Origin of the sequence: Bacillus sp. G1(2015b) (assembly GCF_001482475.1) — a bacterium.
Classification (GTDB): Bacteria; Bacillota; Bacilli; order Bacillales; family Bacillaceae; genus Bacillus; species Bacillus safensis.
Map to the genome: position 1 here is coordinate 155,229 of NZ_LKIC01000001.1, position 15,279 is coordinate 170,507.

At 42.7% G+C, this 15,279-nt stretch carries 13 protein-coding genes; 12 read left to right on the top strand and 1 reads right to left on the bottom strand.

Annotation, left to right across the window (positions count from 1 at the left end):
* The first annotated feature begins 459 nt into the window (after nt 1–459).
* The 7 genes from AMR95_RS00800 to AMR95_RS00830 all read left to right on the top strand — a co-directional run bounded on the left by AMR95_RS00800 (nt 460) and on the right by AMR95_RS00830 (nt 8,419).
* Nucleotides 460–1,317: a citryl-CoA lyase gene (locus AMR95_RS00800; protein WP_082672180.1), complete on the top strand. Its 858-nt coding sequence runs from the start codon at nt 460–462 to the stop codon at nt 1,315–1,317.
* Nucleotides 1,314–2,747 carry an aldehyde dehydrogenase family protein gene (locus tag AMR95_RS00805; protein WP_058837281.1) on the top strand — a complete coding sequence of 478 codons (1,434 nt, stop codon included), beginning with the start codon at nt 1,314–1,316 and terminating at the stop codon, nt 2,745–2,747. The genes AMR95_RS00800 and AMR95_RS00805 overlap by 4 nt, the downstream gene beginning before the upstream one ends.
* A gap of 66 nt (nt 2,748–2,813) precedes the next feature.
* Nucleotides 2,814–3,530: a type I 3-dehydroquinate dehydratase gene (gene aroD, locus AMR95_RS00810; RefSeq protein WP_058837432.1), complete on the top strand. Its 717-nt coding sequence runs from the start codon at nt 2,814–2,816 to the stop codon at nt 3,528–3,530.
* Between the two features lie 38 nt (nt 3,531–3,568).
* Nucleotides 3,569–5,329, top strand: a complete 1,761-nt coding sequence (locus AMR95_RS00815) for a thiamine pyrophosphate-binding protein (protein WP_058837282.1) — start codon at nt 3,569–3,571, stop codon at nt 5,327–5,329.
* Between the two features lie 23 nt (nt 5,330–5,352).
* Nucleotides 5,353–5,733, top strand: a complete 381-nt coding sequence (locus AMR95_RS00820) for a cupin domain-containing protein (RefSeq protein ID WP_039176346.1) — start codon at nt 5,353–5,355, stop codon at nt 5,731–5,733.
* A gap of 124 nt (nt 5,734–5,857) precedes the next feature.
* Nucleotides 5,858–7,060 carry a CaiB/BaiF CoA transferase family protein gene (locus AMR95_RS00825; protein ID WP_081258472.1) on the top strand — a complete coding sequence of 401 codons (1,203 nt, stop codon included), beginning with the start codon at nt 5,858–5,860 and terminating at the stop codon, nt 7,058–7,060.
* 45 nt (nt 7,061–7,105) lie between these two features.
* The gene (locus tag AMR95_RS00830; protein ID WP_039176349.1) at nt 7,106–8,419 is read left to right on the top strand and encodes an MFS transporter; all 1,314 of its coding nucleotides are present in this window, start codon (nt 7,106–7,108) and stop codon (nt 8,417–8,419) included.
* 44 nt (nt 8,420–8,463) lie between these two features.
* Here the strand turns inward: AMR95_RS00830 and AMR95_RS00835 are convergent, their stop codons facing one another.
* Nucleotides 8,464–9,822 carry a hypothetical protein gene (locus AMR95_RS00835; protein WP_058837283.1) on the bottom strand — a complete coding sequence of 453 codons (1,359 nt, stop codon included), beginning with the start codon at nt 9,820–9,822 and terminating at the stop codon, nt 8,464–8,466.
* Between the two features lie 148 nt (nt 9,823–9,970).
* On the opposite strand from AMR95_RS00835, the gene AMR95_RS00840 reads away from it, so the two are divergent.
* The 5 genes from AMR95_RS00840 (at nt 9,971) to AMR95_RS00860 (ending at nt 15,261) form a co-directional block, all read left to right on the top strand.
* Nucleotides 9,971–10,744, top strand: coding sequence for an IclR family transcriptional regulator (locus AMR95_RS00840; protein ID WP_058837284.1), 774 nt, complete (start codon nt 9,971–9,973; stop codon nt 10,742–10,744).
* A gap of 85 nt (nt 10,745–10,829) precedes the next feature.
* Entirely contained in the window at nt 10,830–11,387 is a 558-nt protein-coding gene (locus tag AMR95_RS00845; RefSeq protein ID WP_003214270.1) for a shikimate kinase, read from the top strand.
* Nucleotides 11,388–11,731: 344 nt separating this feature from the next.
* A complete protein-coding gene (locus AMR95_RS00850) occupies nt 11,732–12,679 on the top strand; it encodes a dihydrodipicolinate synthase family protein (RefSeq protein ID WP_058837285.1) in 948 nt (315 codons plus the stop codon).
* Nucleotides 12,680–12,756: 77 nt separating this feature from the next.
* Nucleotides 12,757–13,764 (top strand): LacI family DNA-binding transcriptional regulator, encoded by a 1,008-nt coding sequence (locus AMR95_RS00855; RefSeq protein WP_058837286.1) that lies wholly within the window; start codon nt 12,757–12,759, stop codon nt 13,762–13,764.
* Nucleotides 13,765–13,884: 120 nt separating this feature from the next.
* Nucleotides 13,885–15,261, top strand: coding sequence for an MFS transporter (locus AMR95_RS00860; protein WP_039176363.1), 1,377 nt, complete (start codon nt 13,885–13,887; stop codon nt 15,259–15,261).
* Nucleotides 15,262–15,279 lie beyond the last annotated feature (18 nt).

Genomic DNA, 15,279 nt, shown 5'->3' on the forward strand with positions numbered 1-15,279 from the left:
TGTCAGGTCTGCGCGCCGGTACTCACGAATGTCACATTCGCTCCGCGCCGGTACTCGTCCTTCCTAGGGCTGCAAAGGTTTTCTATCACGCTGAAAAGAAGACAAAGGGCTAAAATAAAGATCATTTTAGCCCTTTGTCAATAATCAGAGACCTCTCCAGATGGAGAGGTTTTTTTATGTCGAATTTCAAGTGGGTTTGACAAAATAACCAAAATTTCATTAAATTAGTAGAACGATATACTTAAGTCCATTTCACTAAATATCGGTTTTTTTGATCAAAAAAAGTAAGCATAATTAGTTCGATTCACTTAATTTCATTTCTATTGACAGTATTTTCAGAAAAAATGATTGACGAAGAAAAAGAATGCGCTTACAATGAAACCACATTCCGAAAAGTGAAATTAGATTCCACTGAATGGAATAAAGGGGTGATTCACCTCCAAATAAGAAGCTAAAGGAATGATGGACACAATGAAAAATCGAAGTGCACTGGAAATTTACAAAGAGGGAGGCGCTTGGTGGGAGACTGAGATTAGTCATATTCAAAAAAATTCAATTGAACTTCGAGGATATCCGATTGAAGAACTGATTGGTGAATTGTCGTATCCACAAATGCTCTATTTACTGCTTGTTGGTGAATTATTGGATGATTCAAAAGCAGCTCTTTTTGAAAGTGTTCTTGTCGCAGGTGCGGACCATGGACCAAGGGCGCCATCTATTGCAGCAGCCAGAATGGCGGTGACTTGCGGCATTTCGTTTAATTCCTCTGTTGCAACAGGGGTGAATCTATTAGGTGACATTCATGGCGGAGCCGGAGAGAAGGCCATGCGTATGTTATACGAAGCCAAAGCGATCTACGATGATCAAAAGGATGTACAGTCTGCGGCAAAGCAAGTGTGTCAAACATGGTTAACTCGCAAGGAAAAAATCCCGGGAATCGGACATCAGCTTCATGATGATGATCCGAGGGTGAGACGTTTATATGAGCTGAGTCACACATATGTCCAGCAAGGTGTTATCAGCGGGACATATTTACGATTAGCCGAAGCGATTAGACATGAGCTTGAACAGCTGAAAGGGAAGAAAATCACGATGAATATAGATGGTGTATCTGCTGCCATCCAATGTGAATTAAACATTCCGGCCGAAGCAGCAAAAGGCATTTTTTCCTTATCCAGAGGAATGGGCATCGTGGCGCATGCATATGAGGAGCTGACAAAGGGAGCCCTCGTGAAGGGACCTTGTCCGAATGAAGAAAGATTGGTTCGTTATGCAGGGCATGGAACGCGGCACTTGAAGGAGGGAGAAAAAATTTGAGTGGTTTCAAAGCGTTGTCATATATAAACGGCGAGTGGCTGGATACCGATCGTGTCAAAACTGATATCATCAATCCTTACTCAGGAGAAAGGATCGGTACATCCTATCTCGCCTCATCAGAAGACATAGAACAGGCACTTTCTAGTGCGCAGCATGCTAAAAAACAAATAGCGGGAATATCGGCAATCGAACGCTCAAAGCTTTTAAAAAAAGCAGCCACCTTACTTGAAGAACAAAAAGACCATTTTGCAAAACTGATTTCGCTAGAACTAGGCAAACCACTTAAAAATACAAGAGATGAAGTTTCGCGATCAATCGAGACGCTGGCGCAGTCGGCGGAAGAAGCGAATCGATTAATAGGTGAGACCATTCCTGGCAATGTATCATCGCGTGGACAGGGAGCAATGGCCATGACATTTAAAGTACCAGTCGGAGTTGTACTGGCAATTACCCCTTTTAATGCACCGCTCAACTTAATTTGTCACAAAGTCGGTCCGGCCTTTGCGGGAGGGAATGTCATAATTTTGAAGCCCGCACCGCAAACATCAGCTGTTGCCACAGCGTTTGTCAAACTTCTTCTCGAAGCAGGATTTCCTGAGGCTGGATTGCAGCTTGTAATTGGCGGGATCGAGGCTGGGAAGCAGTTAGTCACTGATGAAAGAACGAATCTCATCTCTTTTACCGGCGGGGCTGCCGGAGGCGAACATATTACAACCTCTGCGGGATTAAAAAAGGTACTGCTCGAACTTGGAGGGAATGGCGCGACGATTGTTCATCACGATGCAGATATTGAACAAGCCGCATCCCTTTGTGCCAAAACAGGCTTTAGTAATTCCGGTCAAAGCTGTATTTCTGTTCAAAGAATTTATGTCCACCAGGAAATCATGCCGACGTTTACTGAGGTATTAAAACAAAAAGTAGAGCAGCTTGTCGTTGGAGATCCGCTGTCTAGTGAGAGTGATATCGGCTGTATGGTTGATGTCCAGGCCGCGCAGCGTGTTGAGGCCTGGATACAAGAGGCAGAGAGCATGGGTGCTGAGCTTTTATATGGGGGAAAAAGAAAAGGAGCGAGCATCACGCCAGCTATTTTGTTAAACCCTCCGAAACAGGCCAAGGTTGTCTGTGAGGAAGTGTTCGGCCCAGTTGTCAGCGTTCTCCCTTATGAGGAGCTGGAGGAGGCAATCAAAGAAGCAAATGATAGTCGATATGGGTTACAGGCAGGGATCTTTACGAATCAGCTGGATGTGGCATTACACGCAGCAAAAGAGCTTGAAACTGGCGGTGTTGTCATCAATGGGACATCGAATTTTAGACTGGATCATTGGCCTTATGGTGGGATTAAGCGAAGTGGTCTTGGAAGAGAGGGTCCGCGTTTCGCCATCGAGGAGATGACCGAAACCAAAATGGTCGTGCTCCCAAATGGTCTGTGAAAGGGGCGGAGGGATGTGAATGCATTTCAGCAAAAAGTAAAAAGTGTGCAGACAGGCGGTCAACCAATGATTTGTACGCCGCTCATCGGACATACAAAGGAAGAATTGTTTCATGAGGTCGAGGTGTTAACAGAGAAGAAGCCTGATGTGATCGAGTGGCGGGCAGATTTTTTTCATCACCTTCATGACAAGGAACAAGTGATAGAAACCCTTAAGGGAATGGTAGAAAAGGCAAAAGGCATCCCATTTTTATTCACCATTCGCTCTGAAAAGGAAGGCGGTGAAAGTATATCACTCTCCGAAACTGAGAAAGTTTCTTTGCTTGCCGAGCTTTGTTCCACACAGCTTGTGGATGCCGTTGATTATGAATTGATGCAGGATGTGGCACATATACAGCAAGTCAGTCAGGCAGCTAAAAGAAATGGCGTCACCTTGATTGTGTCGTATCACGATTTCTATCGCACCCCTGAGATAGATCGTCTCGTGCAGCTACTCGTCAATGCAGAATCAGTCGGCGCCGACATCGCAAAGATCGCAGTGATGCCGCATTCCTATGACGATGCATTAACACTGCTCTCAGCGACCAGCCATGCGAAAAAGCAGCTGTCAATTCCCGTGATTTCGATGGCAATGGGGGAATACGGGGCTTTTACAAGAATGGTTGGCGGACTTTTTGGATCTGTCATGACCTTTGCTGTAGGGAAAGAAAGCTCAGCTCCCGGGCAAGTGGCGATACAGGATTTGAGCAATGTTCTATCTATTGTGTTTTCAAAGAATAAGTGAGTAGCAGATTCATAGCTGCAACGTGAGAGGAGAGAAACATGAAGAAGAATATTTCTACACAGGTTATTCAGTACTTAGAAAATCGGGGAGTCGAGCATATATTCGGTCTCTGTGGTCATACGAATATAGCTTTTTTATCAGCGCTTGAAAAAAGCTCGATTCAATTTGTAAATGTCAGACATGAACAGATAGCGGCACATGCAGCAGATGGTTATGCGCGAGCAAAGAAACAGACGGCTGTTGTTCTCAGTCATCTAGGTCCTGGACTCACCAATGCGGCAACAGGGGTAGCGAATGCAGCACTTGATTCCATTCCAATGGTTGTCATTGCAGGAGATGTCCCAAGTCATTACTACGGAAAGCACCCACACCAAGAGATCAATCTTCATTCCGATGCCTCTCAATACGAAATTTACCGGCCGTTTGTGAAAAGAGCATGGCGAGTCGATATTCCAGAATTATTTCCAGAGATTTTATCAAAAGCATTTCAGTTAGCTGAAAGCGGCCGTCCTGGCCCGGTGCTTATTTCTGTTCCGATGGACGTTTTCTCAAAAGATCTAGATGTGTCCCTGTTTGAACAAATGAACCATCATACACACACCATTGAAAAACCTTCTATTGATGATCAAACGGCCAATCGGATATTAGACCGATTGCTGCAGGCAGAAAGGCCGCTCTTATATGTAGGGGGAGGCATTTTATTAGCTGATGCAGCTGAAGAATTAAAGGCATTTTCTGACCATCTAAGTATCCCTGTTGCTCATTCTTTGATGGGGAAAGGAGCCATGCCGGATGATCACCCAATGACCCTTGGAATGACGGGGTTTTGGGGGACAAAATTTATTAATGATCAGTGTAAAGAGGCGGACTATATATTGGCTTTAGGGACCCGTTTTGCTGAAGCTGATGCGAGCTCGTGGGAATCGGAGTATACGTTCAATTTCCAATCAACCAAGCTCATTCATATTGACATCGATCCGAATGAAATTGGCCGGAACTACCCTGTTGAAATTGGAGCGGTAGCCGATCTCAAGCAGGCACTGACCGTACTCAATCGCGTGGCGAAAGAAAGGCTGCCAGAAGGTATCGATCGCCTTGAACTGAAAAAGGACATTGCGGCATATCGTGAGGAATTTCAAAAGAGCAATTTGACGAATATTCAAGACGAATCTTTCCCAATGAAACCGCAGCGTATTTTGCAGGAAGTGCGGGAAGTATTACCGTCAGATGCTTTCATTACAACCGATGTTGGCTGGAATAAAAATGGGGTAGGACAGCAATTTCCTGTATTCACTCCAGGCACTATTTTAACCCCAGGCGGTTTTGCAACCATGGGATTTGGAGCCCCTGCCGCACTTGGAGCAAAGATTGCCCAGCCTGACCGTGTCGTTGTGTCACTAGTTGGAGACGGTGGATTCGGTCAAAATCCATCCGTTCTCGCAACAGCCGTTGAAGAAAACATTCCTGTTGTGTGGATTGTGATGAATAACAGTGCGTTTGGCACAATAGCCGGCTTGCAAATGGCGCACTATGAAACGACGTACGGCACTGTTTTTAGAAAAGGTGGAGAAAGCTATTCTCCGGATTTTGCTGCCATTGCGAGAGGTTATGGAATGAAGGGGATTAAAATCACTTCTGCGTCTGAATTCAAAGAAGCCTTGGCTGAAGCCATTGCCTCTCAGGAGCCTTGCGTCATTGATGTAGCGATGAAAAATGATCCTGTTCCTACGGATGGACATTGGAATATTAATGACATTTATTCACCAAATACAAAACGCTCACATGTCAGTGTGAACTAAACATTACTAGGGAGGAATCAACAATGAAAATTAAAGTATTGAATCCGTTTCAAGATGGGAACCCATTATGGTTAGGCTTAGATCGTCCAGAGGAGCAAATGATTCGAAAGGTATTTCAAACGATTACACCAGATACCGTTGGATCAGAACATATGATGGCGGGTCTCACCATTTTTGAACCAGGGGAAGCAAGTTCAGTGCACAATCACCCGGGTTCAGAGGAATTTGATTTTGTGATTAAAGGGTCCGGCGAAGTCATTTGTGATGGAGAAAGGCAGCCCTTTAAACAAAATGATTTTATGTTCATTCCTGACGGTGTCCCGCACCAGCATGTGAATACAGGCGATGAACCTTTATGGCTCATTTGGCTCTACACGCCGCAAGGGCAGCTTCCAAAGGATTAAAAACCTGCACCGGTAAGCCCTTCTTTTGAATCATCAGGGCTTTACGGGTCAATCAGAAAGATGAAAAGGGCTAAATTAGAAATGATTTTAGCCCTTCATCACTTGAATGGAAGGGAGTCAAGCAATGAATATGAATACACCGCTCGAAGGAATAAAAATATTAGACGTCTCCACAATGATCGCTGCACCCTATGGCGCGGTGCTTCTAGGGGATTTTGGAGCAGAAGTCATCAAAGTCGAGATTCCCGGTAAAGGCGATACGCTGCGGCATGTCGGCCCTTTTGCAGATGGGGAACCACTTAGATGGTCAGGTCTCTCACGGAATAAGAAATCCCTTACACTGGATCTGCACAAAGACGAAGCAAAAGACATTTTTAAAAAGCTTGCAGCTCAGGTCGATGTACTGATCGAAAATTTCCGTCCTGGAACACTCGAAAAATGGGGCGTTGGGTACGATGTGTTAAAAGAAATCAACCCTCGTTTAATTATGATTCGTGTATCGGGTTATGGTCAAACGGGCCCGTTTAAGGACAAGGCCGGATTTGGAACGCCAGCGACGGCGTTTAGCGGCTTTACATATATTCAAGGGTTTCCAGACCGGCATCCAGTCAGCCCTTCCTTTTCTCTAACTGATTATATTGCTGGCATCTATGTGGCATTCGCTACTGTGACAGCGATGTATTACAGGGATACACATCCAGAAGGAACGGGGCAAATGGTGGATTTGGCCCTCTATGAATCTGTGTTTCGTATGTTAGAGTTTTTGGTTGCAGAATATGACAAGCTTGGGAAGGTGCGTGAGCGTTCACCGGGGCTAAGCGGTCATTCAAGCCCTGCTGGTACCTATGAGACAAAGGATGGGCATTATTTGGTTCTTGTAACAAGTACAGATTCGACCTTCAATCGATTGGCTGAGGCGATGAATCGATTAGATTTATTAGAGAATGAAAAATTCGCGGTTAATGCATCCAGGCTGAAGCATAACAAAGAAATGGATGCGATTGTTTCGCGATGGATCGCGTCGAAAACAAGGGATGACGTATTAGAAATTCTAGATACTCACGGTGTCCCTGTGAGCCCGATCTTAAGTATTCGGGATATTTTTGAACATCCACAATTTAAAGCAAGAGAGAATATCGTCGAAGTGCATCACCCTCGACTTGGAAAAGTGAAGGTGCCTGGGATCATTCCGAAGTTTGAAAAAACACCTGGAAGTATCCGTCACATTGCACCTGATTTAGGCGAACATAATTATGAGATTTTAACAAATATGCTTGGCCTAACAAAAGAAGAGTGTAAGCAGTTAGAAGAAAAAGGGGTTATTTAAGACGTTCAACCGAACCGCACGCTGCGGAAACAAAGGAGGATGGTTATGAAAGTGCATTCAGAATTGAAGGGGAATGAATTGCAGCCCGCATATGTGAAACCAACGAAAGCCCGTTTTGGCATATTGATTCTGTTGTTTTTTATTACCGCTATTAATTATATTGATCGAGCCAGTGTGTCTATTGTTGCGCCTGCTATTCAATCTTCATTGCAATTAAATCCTGCTTTATTAGGTCTGATTTTTTCGGCATTTAGCTGGACATATACAGCGATGCAAATTCCAGGCGGTTTTATTCTCGATAAATTTGGCTCAAAGGTAACGTATGGGATATCACTCGTTACTTGGTCTATTTTTACAGGCTTACAAGCGTTTGCGAATAGCTTTGCCTTTTTATTCGGCTGCCGTTTGTTTATTGGAATTACAGAATCTCCCGCATTTCCTGCAAATAATCGTATTGTCACTACATGGTTTCCAAGGCGGGAACGGGCTTTTGCAACAGGAGTATACACAGCTGGAGAGTATGTGGGTCTTGCATTTGCGACACCTCTTCTTTTTTGGATCATGACGACTTTCGATTGGAGAACCGTCTTTATTACGGCAGGTGCGCTCGGTATCATATTTGCTTTCTTTTGGTACAAGTATTATCACGAACCGAAAGAGCATCCGAAGATAAATGAAGATGAGTTAGAATTAATCCGGCAAGGCGAAGGGCTGACCGTCGCATCACAGGAGAAGCTGAAATGGGCAGACTTTGCAGCCCTTCTGAAATATCGTAAGTTGATCGGGCTCTATATTGGCCAATTCTCTGTTGCGTCTACACTTTTTTTCTTTTTAACGTGGTTTCCGACCTATTTGGCAGAGGCGAAAAACATGGCATTTCTCAAGGTAGGTTTTGCTGCTTCTCTTCCTTATATTGCTGCATTTTTTGGGGTCTTGTTTGGAGGTTATGTGTCTGATTGGCTGCTTAAAAAGGGCGTATCAGTGAATGTAGCGAGAAAGCTGCCGGTAGTGGTTGGCTTGCTGATGACGAGTACCATTGTTTTAGCAAACTTTACAACGAATATCCCGCTTGTGCTGACCATTTTATCCATCGCTTCATTTGCGCAAGGACTGTCTAATATCTCTTGGACGATGCTGTCCGAGGTGGCACCGAGGGAAATGGTTGGGCTTGCTGGCGGCGTATTTAACTTTTTTGCTAATTTAGCTGGGATCATCACTCCGCTGATTATCGGATTCATCGTGTCGGCGACAGGCTCTTACAACGGGGGAATTTTATTCGTCAGTTTAGTCGCATTAGGCGGGGCATTGTCGTACATTTTCATTGTAGGTAAAATTGAACGTATCCAATTAAAACCGTAGTGGGAAAGCAAAAGAGAACTCAAATCAAGACGAGTTCTCTTTTTTTATGAATAAAAAATAACGGTGATAACTGTTGCACATGCGATACCCATGCTGATATAAAAGCCAGCAAACCAAATATTCCACCGAGTGATACGGTAAGGGTTGACCTTCATCAAATCTGCCAATAAGGAGACAGAAACATTAAAAGGGCTAAACATAACAGTTGATGTGCCAGCAACGATCAGCATGATAGCAATGGGAAGAGCAGGCAGTTCATGAATGACAGGTGTCATCATGCTGACTAATAAAGCAAGCGAGACGAGCGGGTGAAAACCGCAAAGAGCGGTGATCAGAAAATACAACCCGATGACACAATAAACCCAAATGGCATGGTCTGCTATACTGACAATAAATGCTTGAATCGGCTGCATACTGTTTGTGGCAAGCAGCATATCGACAAAGAAGCCGGCACTTAAAAATAGACACATATAGTTGGAGAGCTGATTGGTTCTTTCTTTCCAATGAGGCACAGAGACCGCTATATATTGTTTTCTTTTTTTGATAACAGATGAGAATAATAGAGCAAATGGAATAATTGTCAGCACAACAGCAAATAGATAGCCTTTTCCAATCCATGCATCGACAAGTGAGACGGCTGTCATAAAACTAAGCAGCATGAAAGCGAGCTGAAGGGTTTTTCGCTTAATTCGATGAAGATTGGAGTTTGTTTGTGCTGACTGAATGATGTTTGGTAATCGTTTGCTTTGCCGAGAAAAAAGCATCCAATCTGCCGCCAGCACCACGATCATTAAACCAAAAGTAATGGGTGCAATTTGATAATATTTTAGTTTGGTTGCATCAATGGTGACGCTGACTAGCACTTCAACAGGACTCCAGCTTAAACATAATGCATATGACCTTAAGAGGTTGCGTGTATAAAGATGTTGCTGCACCTGTTTTTTTAGGGATTCCAGCGACGGTTTGAGTGATGTATATAGTAAGGGGATCGTCGCGATATTTAAAAACATGCCAAGAATATGAGTGACAAATGAACTCTTGCGATAAAGCTGGTTTGGACTCGTTGTATGCAGTGTGAGCAGTTTATTTAATTGTGTATCGAAATGTCCAACATGTATGAGAGAATGAATAAAAGGCAGCATGAAAAATAGAGAAAGCAAGCCTAGCATGGAATGAAAGTGAAGAACAAACGTATGCAATGGCTGGCCGGATAAGAAGAATAAGAACAAACCAATGATGAGAAACACAGCACCTGTTTTCAAATAAAGCCCACTGGCTTTCTTAAAAGAAATGGTGAGCGAGATAGCGGCCAGCAGACCAACAAAGTAGGAGAGTATGGGAGCAGGAAATAGTTGATGAACAATATATAAGCTAATCAGAAGTGTAAAAACGACCAGGTACATTCAAATATCTCCTCCATCAAACATCTTCAATTGATTTTATTCCGTCTAGTAGAATTTGTTTTCTTTTAGTGGAACATTTAAAATGGATTATAGCAAAATCGATCTTTTATGTCGATAAGAAATCAAAGGGGAAAAGGAGAAAGTGAACATGGCTGATAAGAAGTCAAAAGAAGAATCAGGACTGCGTACGGTTCAGCGCGCTTTGGATATTCTTTCTTGTTTTAGTGAAGAACGTCAAGAGCTGACGCTAACGGATATTTCAAAAGAGATGAATTTAGCAATGTCTACGACAACGAGACTGCTCAAGGCACTTGAAATGAATCATTTTTTGGAAAAGAATCAAGAAACAATGAAATACCGATTGGGTCAAAGGCTTTATCTCCTCGGGTACATTGCAGGGAAGTCCATTCAATTGAGAGAACTGGCTAAACCACTCATGTACGCACTTCGTGATGAAACAAAGGAAACCGTCAACCTGTATGTACTCGATTCAACAAGCAGGGTTTGTATTGAACAAGCGGAAGGGCTGCAATCGATTCGGCATCTTGTCAAGATTGGTGAGAAGCTGCCATTATACGCAGGTGCAGGCGGAAAGGTATTATTGGCATTTCAAAGTGAAGAATTTCAACAAAAAGTATTTGCGGCTGAGGCTGATCATGTGATGGGAGACGACTGGAAAAAGGAACGTAAACATATTCTTGACACGTATACTTCTTGCAGTATCGATGAACGAGAGGTAGGATCTGCGGCAGTAGCGGCACCAATCTTTAATATTCATGGGGAAGTGAAAGCTTGTTTATCCATATCTGGTCCAACCCATCGGTTTACTGAAGAAGTCATTCCCCAGTTGCAGCAAAAAGTGAAAGAACAAGCACAGAGGCTCTCTGAACAGCTCGGCTACGTCGTTAAACACAATTTTTAAGATGGTCTATCTTTTCGCGCTCCATTTATCATATAATAGAAACATTATGTAGCATTCCTTGTCGTAGGGAGGACGTGTCACGACCATGAAAATCAATAGAGAAATTCCTGTAAGACAGCGGAATATTGTCCTCATTGGCTTTATGGGTGTTGGAAAAACAACCATTGGGCAGCTGGTTGCCAAAAAGCTATATAGAGATTTTATTGATGTCGATCAGGAGATTGAGAAAAAGTACAACATGACGATTCCAGAGATGTTTCAGCAAAAAGGAGAAGCATTCTTCAGGCAGGCTGAAAAGGATTATATCGTCGATTTATGTGAACATACACAGCTCAAGATCGTTTCCCTTGGAGGCGGTGCATTCAAACAGGAGGAAATCAAACGCGCCTGCTTGAAGCATTGTACCGTTCTTTTCCTAGACCTGTCTTGGGAGAATTGGAAGCAGCGGCTGGATATTTTAATCGAAAATCGCCCTGTTCTTCACAACCGGACGCTTGATGAGATGAAAGAGCTGTTTGAAGAACGCCGGGAAATTTATTCTCTTCATAACTCCAGAGTGGAAACAGATCATTTAGAGGCTGAGGAAGTCGCCAATTATATTGTGGACACACTCAAGCTTGGCTGGGATTTATATTCGAAATAAAAAAAGTCTACCGTTTAGGGTAGACTTTTTTCTATTGATTCCTTTCCTCTTTGTACATATGATGATGTTTTGACAATCAAAATATTTTTATCCTTTATTTGGTGTATGGCCGGTTGGGAAAAGCGGTGATCCTACTTCAATCAGTTCATGATGATGAGGTTTTTGATATAGATCTTTTTCTTTTTTGAAAAAATAAAATAGTATCTAAAATTCCATAATAGTTTTTTGAATTATTATAATATTAAAAAAACAGTGTTGACATCTTTGTTGATGACATTCTATGATTGTTTACGTAAACGCTTACCGTAAACGTTTACTATAATCGAATGGGGAGGAATTTGTTGATGAAAAATAAAAAAAAATGGAGCGGTGTATTCCCGGCAGTCTTAATTCCTTTTAAAGATGACTATTCAATTGATGAATTTGCTTTTCGTAAGCTTGTTCGCTGGGTGGCGGAGCACGAAGGGATTAACGGGATTGTTGTCAATGGACATACTGGCGAGATTATGACTTTGCTGCCACATGAACGAGCTGAGGCTGTGCGCATTGCAGCCGACGAATTAAAGGGAGAGGTACCTGTCATTTCTGGGGTTTCAGCTGAAGGGACAATTGAAGCGATCCAGCATGCAAAAGCAGTTCAAGAAGCTGGCGGAGAAGGTATTCTTCTCATGCCGCCGCATTCATGGCTGAGATTCGGTATGCAGCCTGAATCACCTGTCCAATTCTTTAAAGATGTTGCAGAAGCAATTGACATTTCAATCATCGTCCATCAATATCCAACATGGACAAAAACCTCTTATACAACCAGTCAATTATTAGAAATGTCCGAGATTCCAAACGTTGTCTCATTTAAAATCGGTCAAAGAGACATGGCACAATATGAAGTCGATGTGCGCGCACTAAAAAAGCATGCACCAGATGTATCGTTGCTCACATGTCACGATGAATATTTATTGCCAACATTAGTTCAAGGGATTGATGGGGCGCTTGTCGGTTTCGGCTGTTTTGTGCCGGATTTGATCGCTGAACTTGTCAAATGTGTGAAAGAACAAGACCTTGCAGCGGCTAATAAAGTGTACGATAGAATCTTTGAATTAAAGCATGCTGTGTATAAAATGGATGAACCTTCCTCTACCTCTCATCTGCGAATGAAGGAAGCGATGTTCCAGAGAGGTTTGATCAGCAGTTCGCTTGCGAGGAAGCCGGTATTACCTTTAACTCAAAAGGAAAAAGAAGAGATTCGTCAGGGCCTTCAAAGTGTTGGTTTGCTTAAGGAAAACGTCAGTAGATAACAGACCATTGATTTCATGATGAAGGTGAGTCAGGTTATAATAGAGTATAAAACAACAGACTCCCGGAGGTATGAAATGTGTCAGTAAGTATTAAAGATGTCGCATTGAAAGCAGGAGTATCTATAGCCTCTGTTTCCCGAGTATTAAGTGGTAAACCAGGAGTAGGTGCTCAAACGGCTGAAAGAATCAAACAAGTGATTGATGAGTTAGGCTACCGTCCTAATTTAGGAGCGAGAGGGCTCGTTAAAAGAAAGACTGGGAATATCGCTGTAGTGGTTCCTCGCGGTTCATATATTTTGAATAATCCATTTTTTTCAACGATTTTAGATGGAATAGCGAAGGAATTAGATGAGACCGAATTCAATATGCTGATGTCATTTACATCTGTACAACAGCAGCGATTACTTGAGACGCAGGCTGTAGATGGTGCCATTTTATTTTCTCCAAGAAATGAAGAATTGAGCATGGATTGGTTAAAAAGTTTGGCTATTCCCATTATCGTTGTCGGAAGTTACTTAGAGGATTCTCCATTTCCATGTGTCAGGCCAGATGATGAAGAAGGTGTTTGTCAATCTGTAACGGCCTTATTTGATAAAGGTCATCGAACCATTGGGCTGGTCAATGGTCCAATGAGTTCGATGCATAGTGTGAGGTATTACAAGGGGTACGAGCGTACACTGAAAAGTTTAGGATTAACAATGAACAAAGAGCTTGTGTTTGAGTTAGATGAATTTGATGGGGGAAAAGTAGTAGAAGTGGTTTCTCAATTTCTTCAAGGAAACCAGCACATGACTGGAGTTGTTTGCTCTTCAGATTTTTTGGCGATGGGGGTCATGAAAGCGGCAGATAACGCAAATGTGTCAATACCTCATGATTTGTCTGTCGTTGGTGCTGATGATGTGCCTATTGCAAGTTTTCTAACCCCTTCTTTATCTTCTGTTCATGTTGATTTAGTTGGAATGGGAAGAAAAGCTGTTTCTTTACTCACACAGTTATTGGAAGGAGAACAGTTAGAAGCGATGGAGCATGTCTTCCCTATGTATTATATAGATCGTGGCACCACTGGAACGCCAAAAAAGAATTGATAGATGCTGAAAACTCGTATGAACGCTACAGAACTTCTCTTGATTTAAAATGTAAGCGATTTCTCTGGCGATCTTCGGCATGTACTTTTGCATCATTTCCTCTAATAAGGAGGAGATACTATGACGTTAGAACTCAGCGGAAATTCAAATTCTCACGGTGGGCAAGTTGTTGATAGAGCTTCACAACTATTGACTAGGATGGAAAGTGTACCTTTTTCGAGGTGGCATTTAAAACCTCGGATCATTATGGGATCTGCTACCTTTTTTGATGCGTTTGATGCGCTATCTTTAGCGTTTGTTCTCCCGGTTCTCATCGGAATGTGGAATTTGTCACCTGCTCAAATTGGCCTTCTTATTGGGTCTGGTTATATCGGACAAGCGATTGGTGCTATTTTCTTTGGATGGTTAGCAGAAAGGCGCGGCCGTGTATTTAGTGCAAAGTGGACGGTGTTCCTCATGTCTATTATGAGTATCGCATGTGTATTTTCAGGTAATTTTATGGCCCTTTTTATTTTCCGCTTTATACAAGGGATTGGAGTTGGAGGAGAGGTGCCGGTAGCAGCCTCATATATTAATGAGTTGTCCAGAGCCCAAGGAAGAGGTAGATTTTTTATGCTTTATGAGATGATTTTTCCTTTAGGATTAATGATCTCAGCTCAAATTGGCGCATTTGTCGTACCTAGCTTTGGGTGGAAATGGATGTTCTTGATTGGAGGCATTGGAGGTTTAATCGTCTTTGTATTCTTTTTCATGCTGCGTGAATCGCCAAGGTGGCTTATTTCGAAAGGCAGGTTAGATGAAGCCGAAAGAATTATTGAAGAAATTGAAGCTAGTACTGACAAACGAATGCCTGTCGCAAATCAAGTATCCAGCAGTACTGAAAAGGGCGACTGGAAAGAGCTATTTTCAACTTTTTACCGTAAGAGAACATTGATCGTATGGGGACTATGGTTTTCTGCCTACTTTGTATCGAATGGTTTAAATAACTGGTTACCGAGTCTTTATAATACTGTTTACCATTTGCCAGTCGGAGATTCATTAAGGGCAGCATCTCTCACAAATATTTTACAGACCATAGGGGTATTCGCTTGTGCATTTTTAATTGATAAAGTAGGACGGAAGCGCTGGGCAACCATTGCATTTGTATTAACAGGTGTTTTATTAACGGCTCTATGGATCAGCGGAGCGACTTCTCCAGAAAGCGTCATCTATTTAGGGTCTGCTGCTTACGGAATGATGGGAACAATTACAGTTCTTCTCTATCTATATACACCTGAAATTTATCCAACACGTATGAGGGTGATTGGAACGGCATTTGCTACAGCGTGGCTTAGGCTGGCCTCAGCGATCGCTCCTATTATGATAGGTTTTATTTTAGAGGTAAGCGGTGTTTCAACTATTTTTATTCTTTTTGCAAGTGTGACTGTAGTGGGAGCAATTCTTGCTTTTAAAATGATAGAAACGCGCGAGAAAGTATTAGAGGATATTGCACCGTAAGTTACGTTTGCAGTAAAG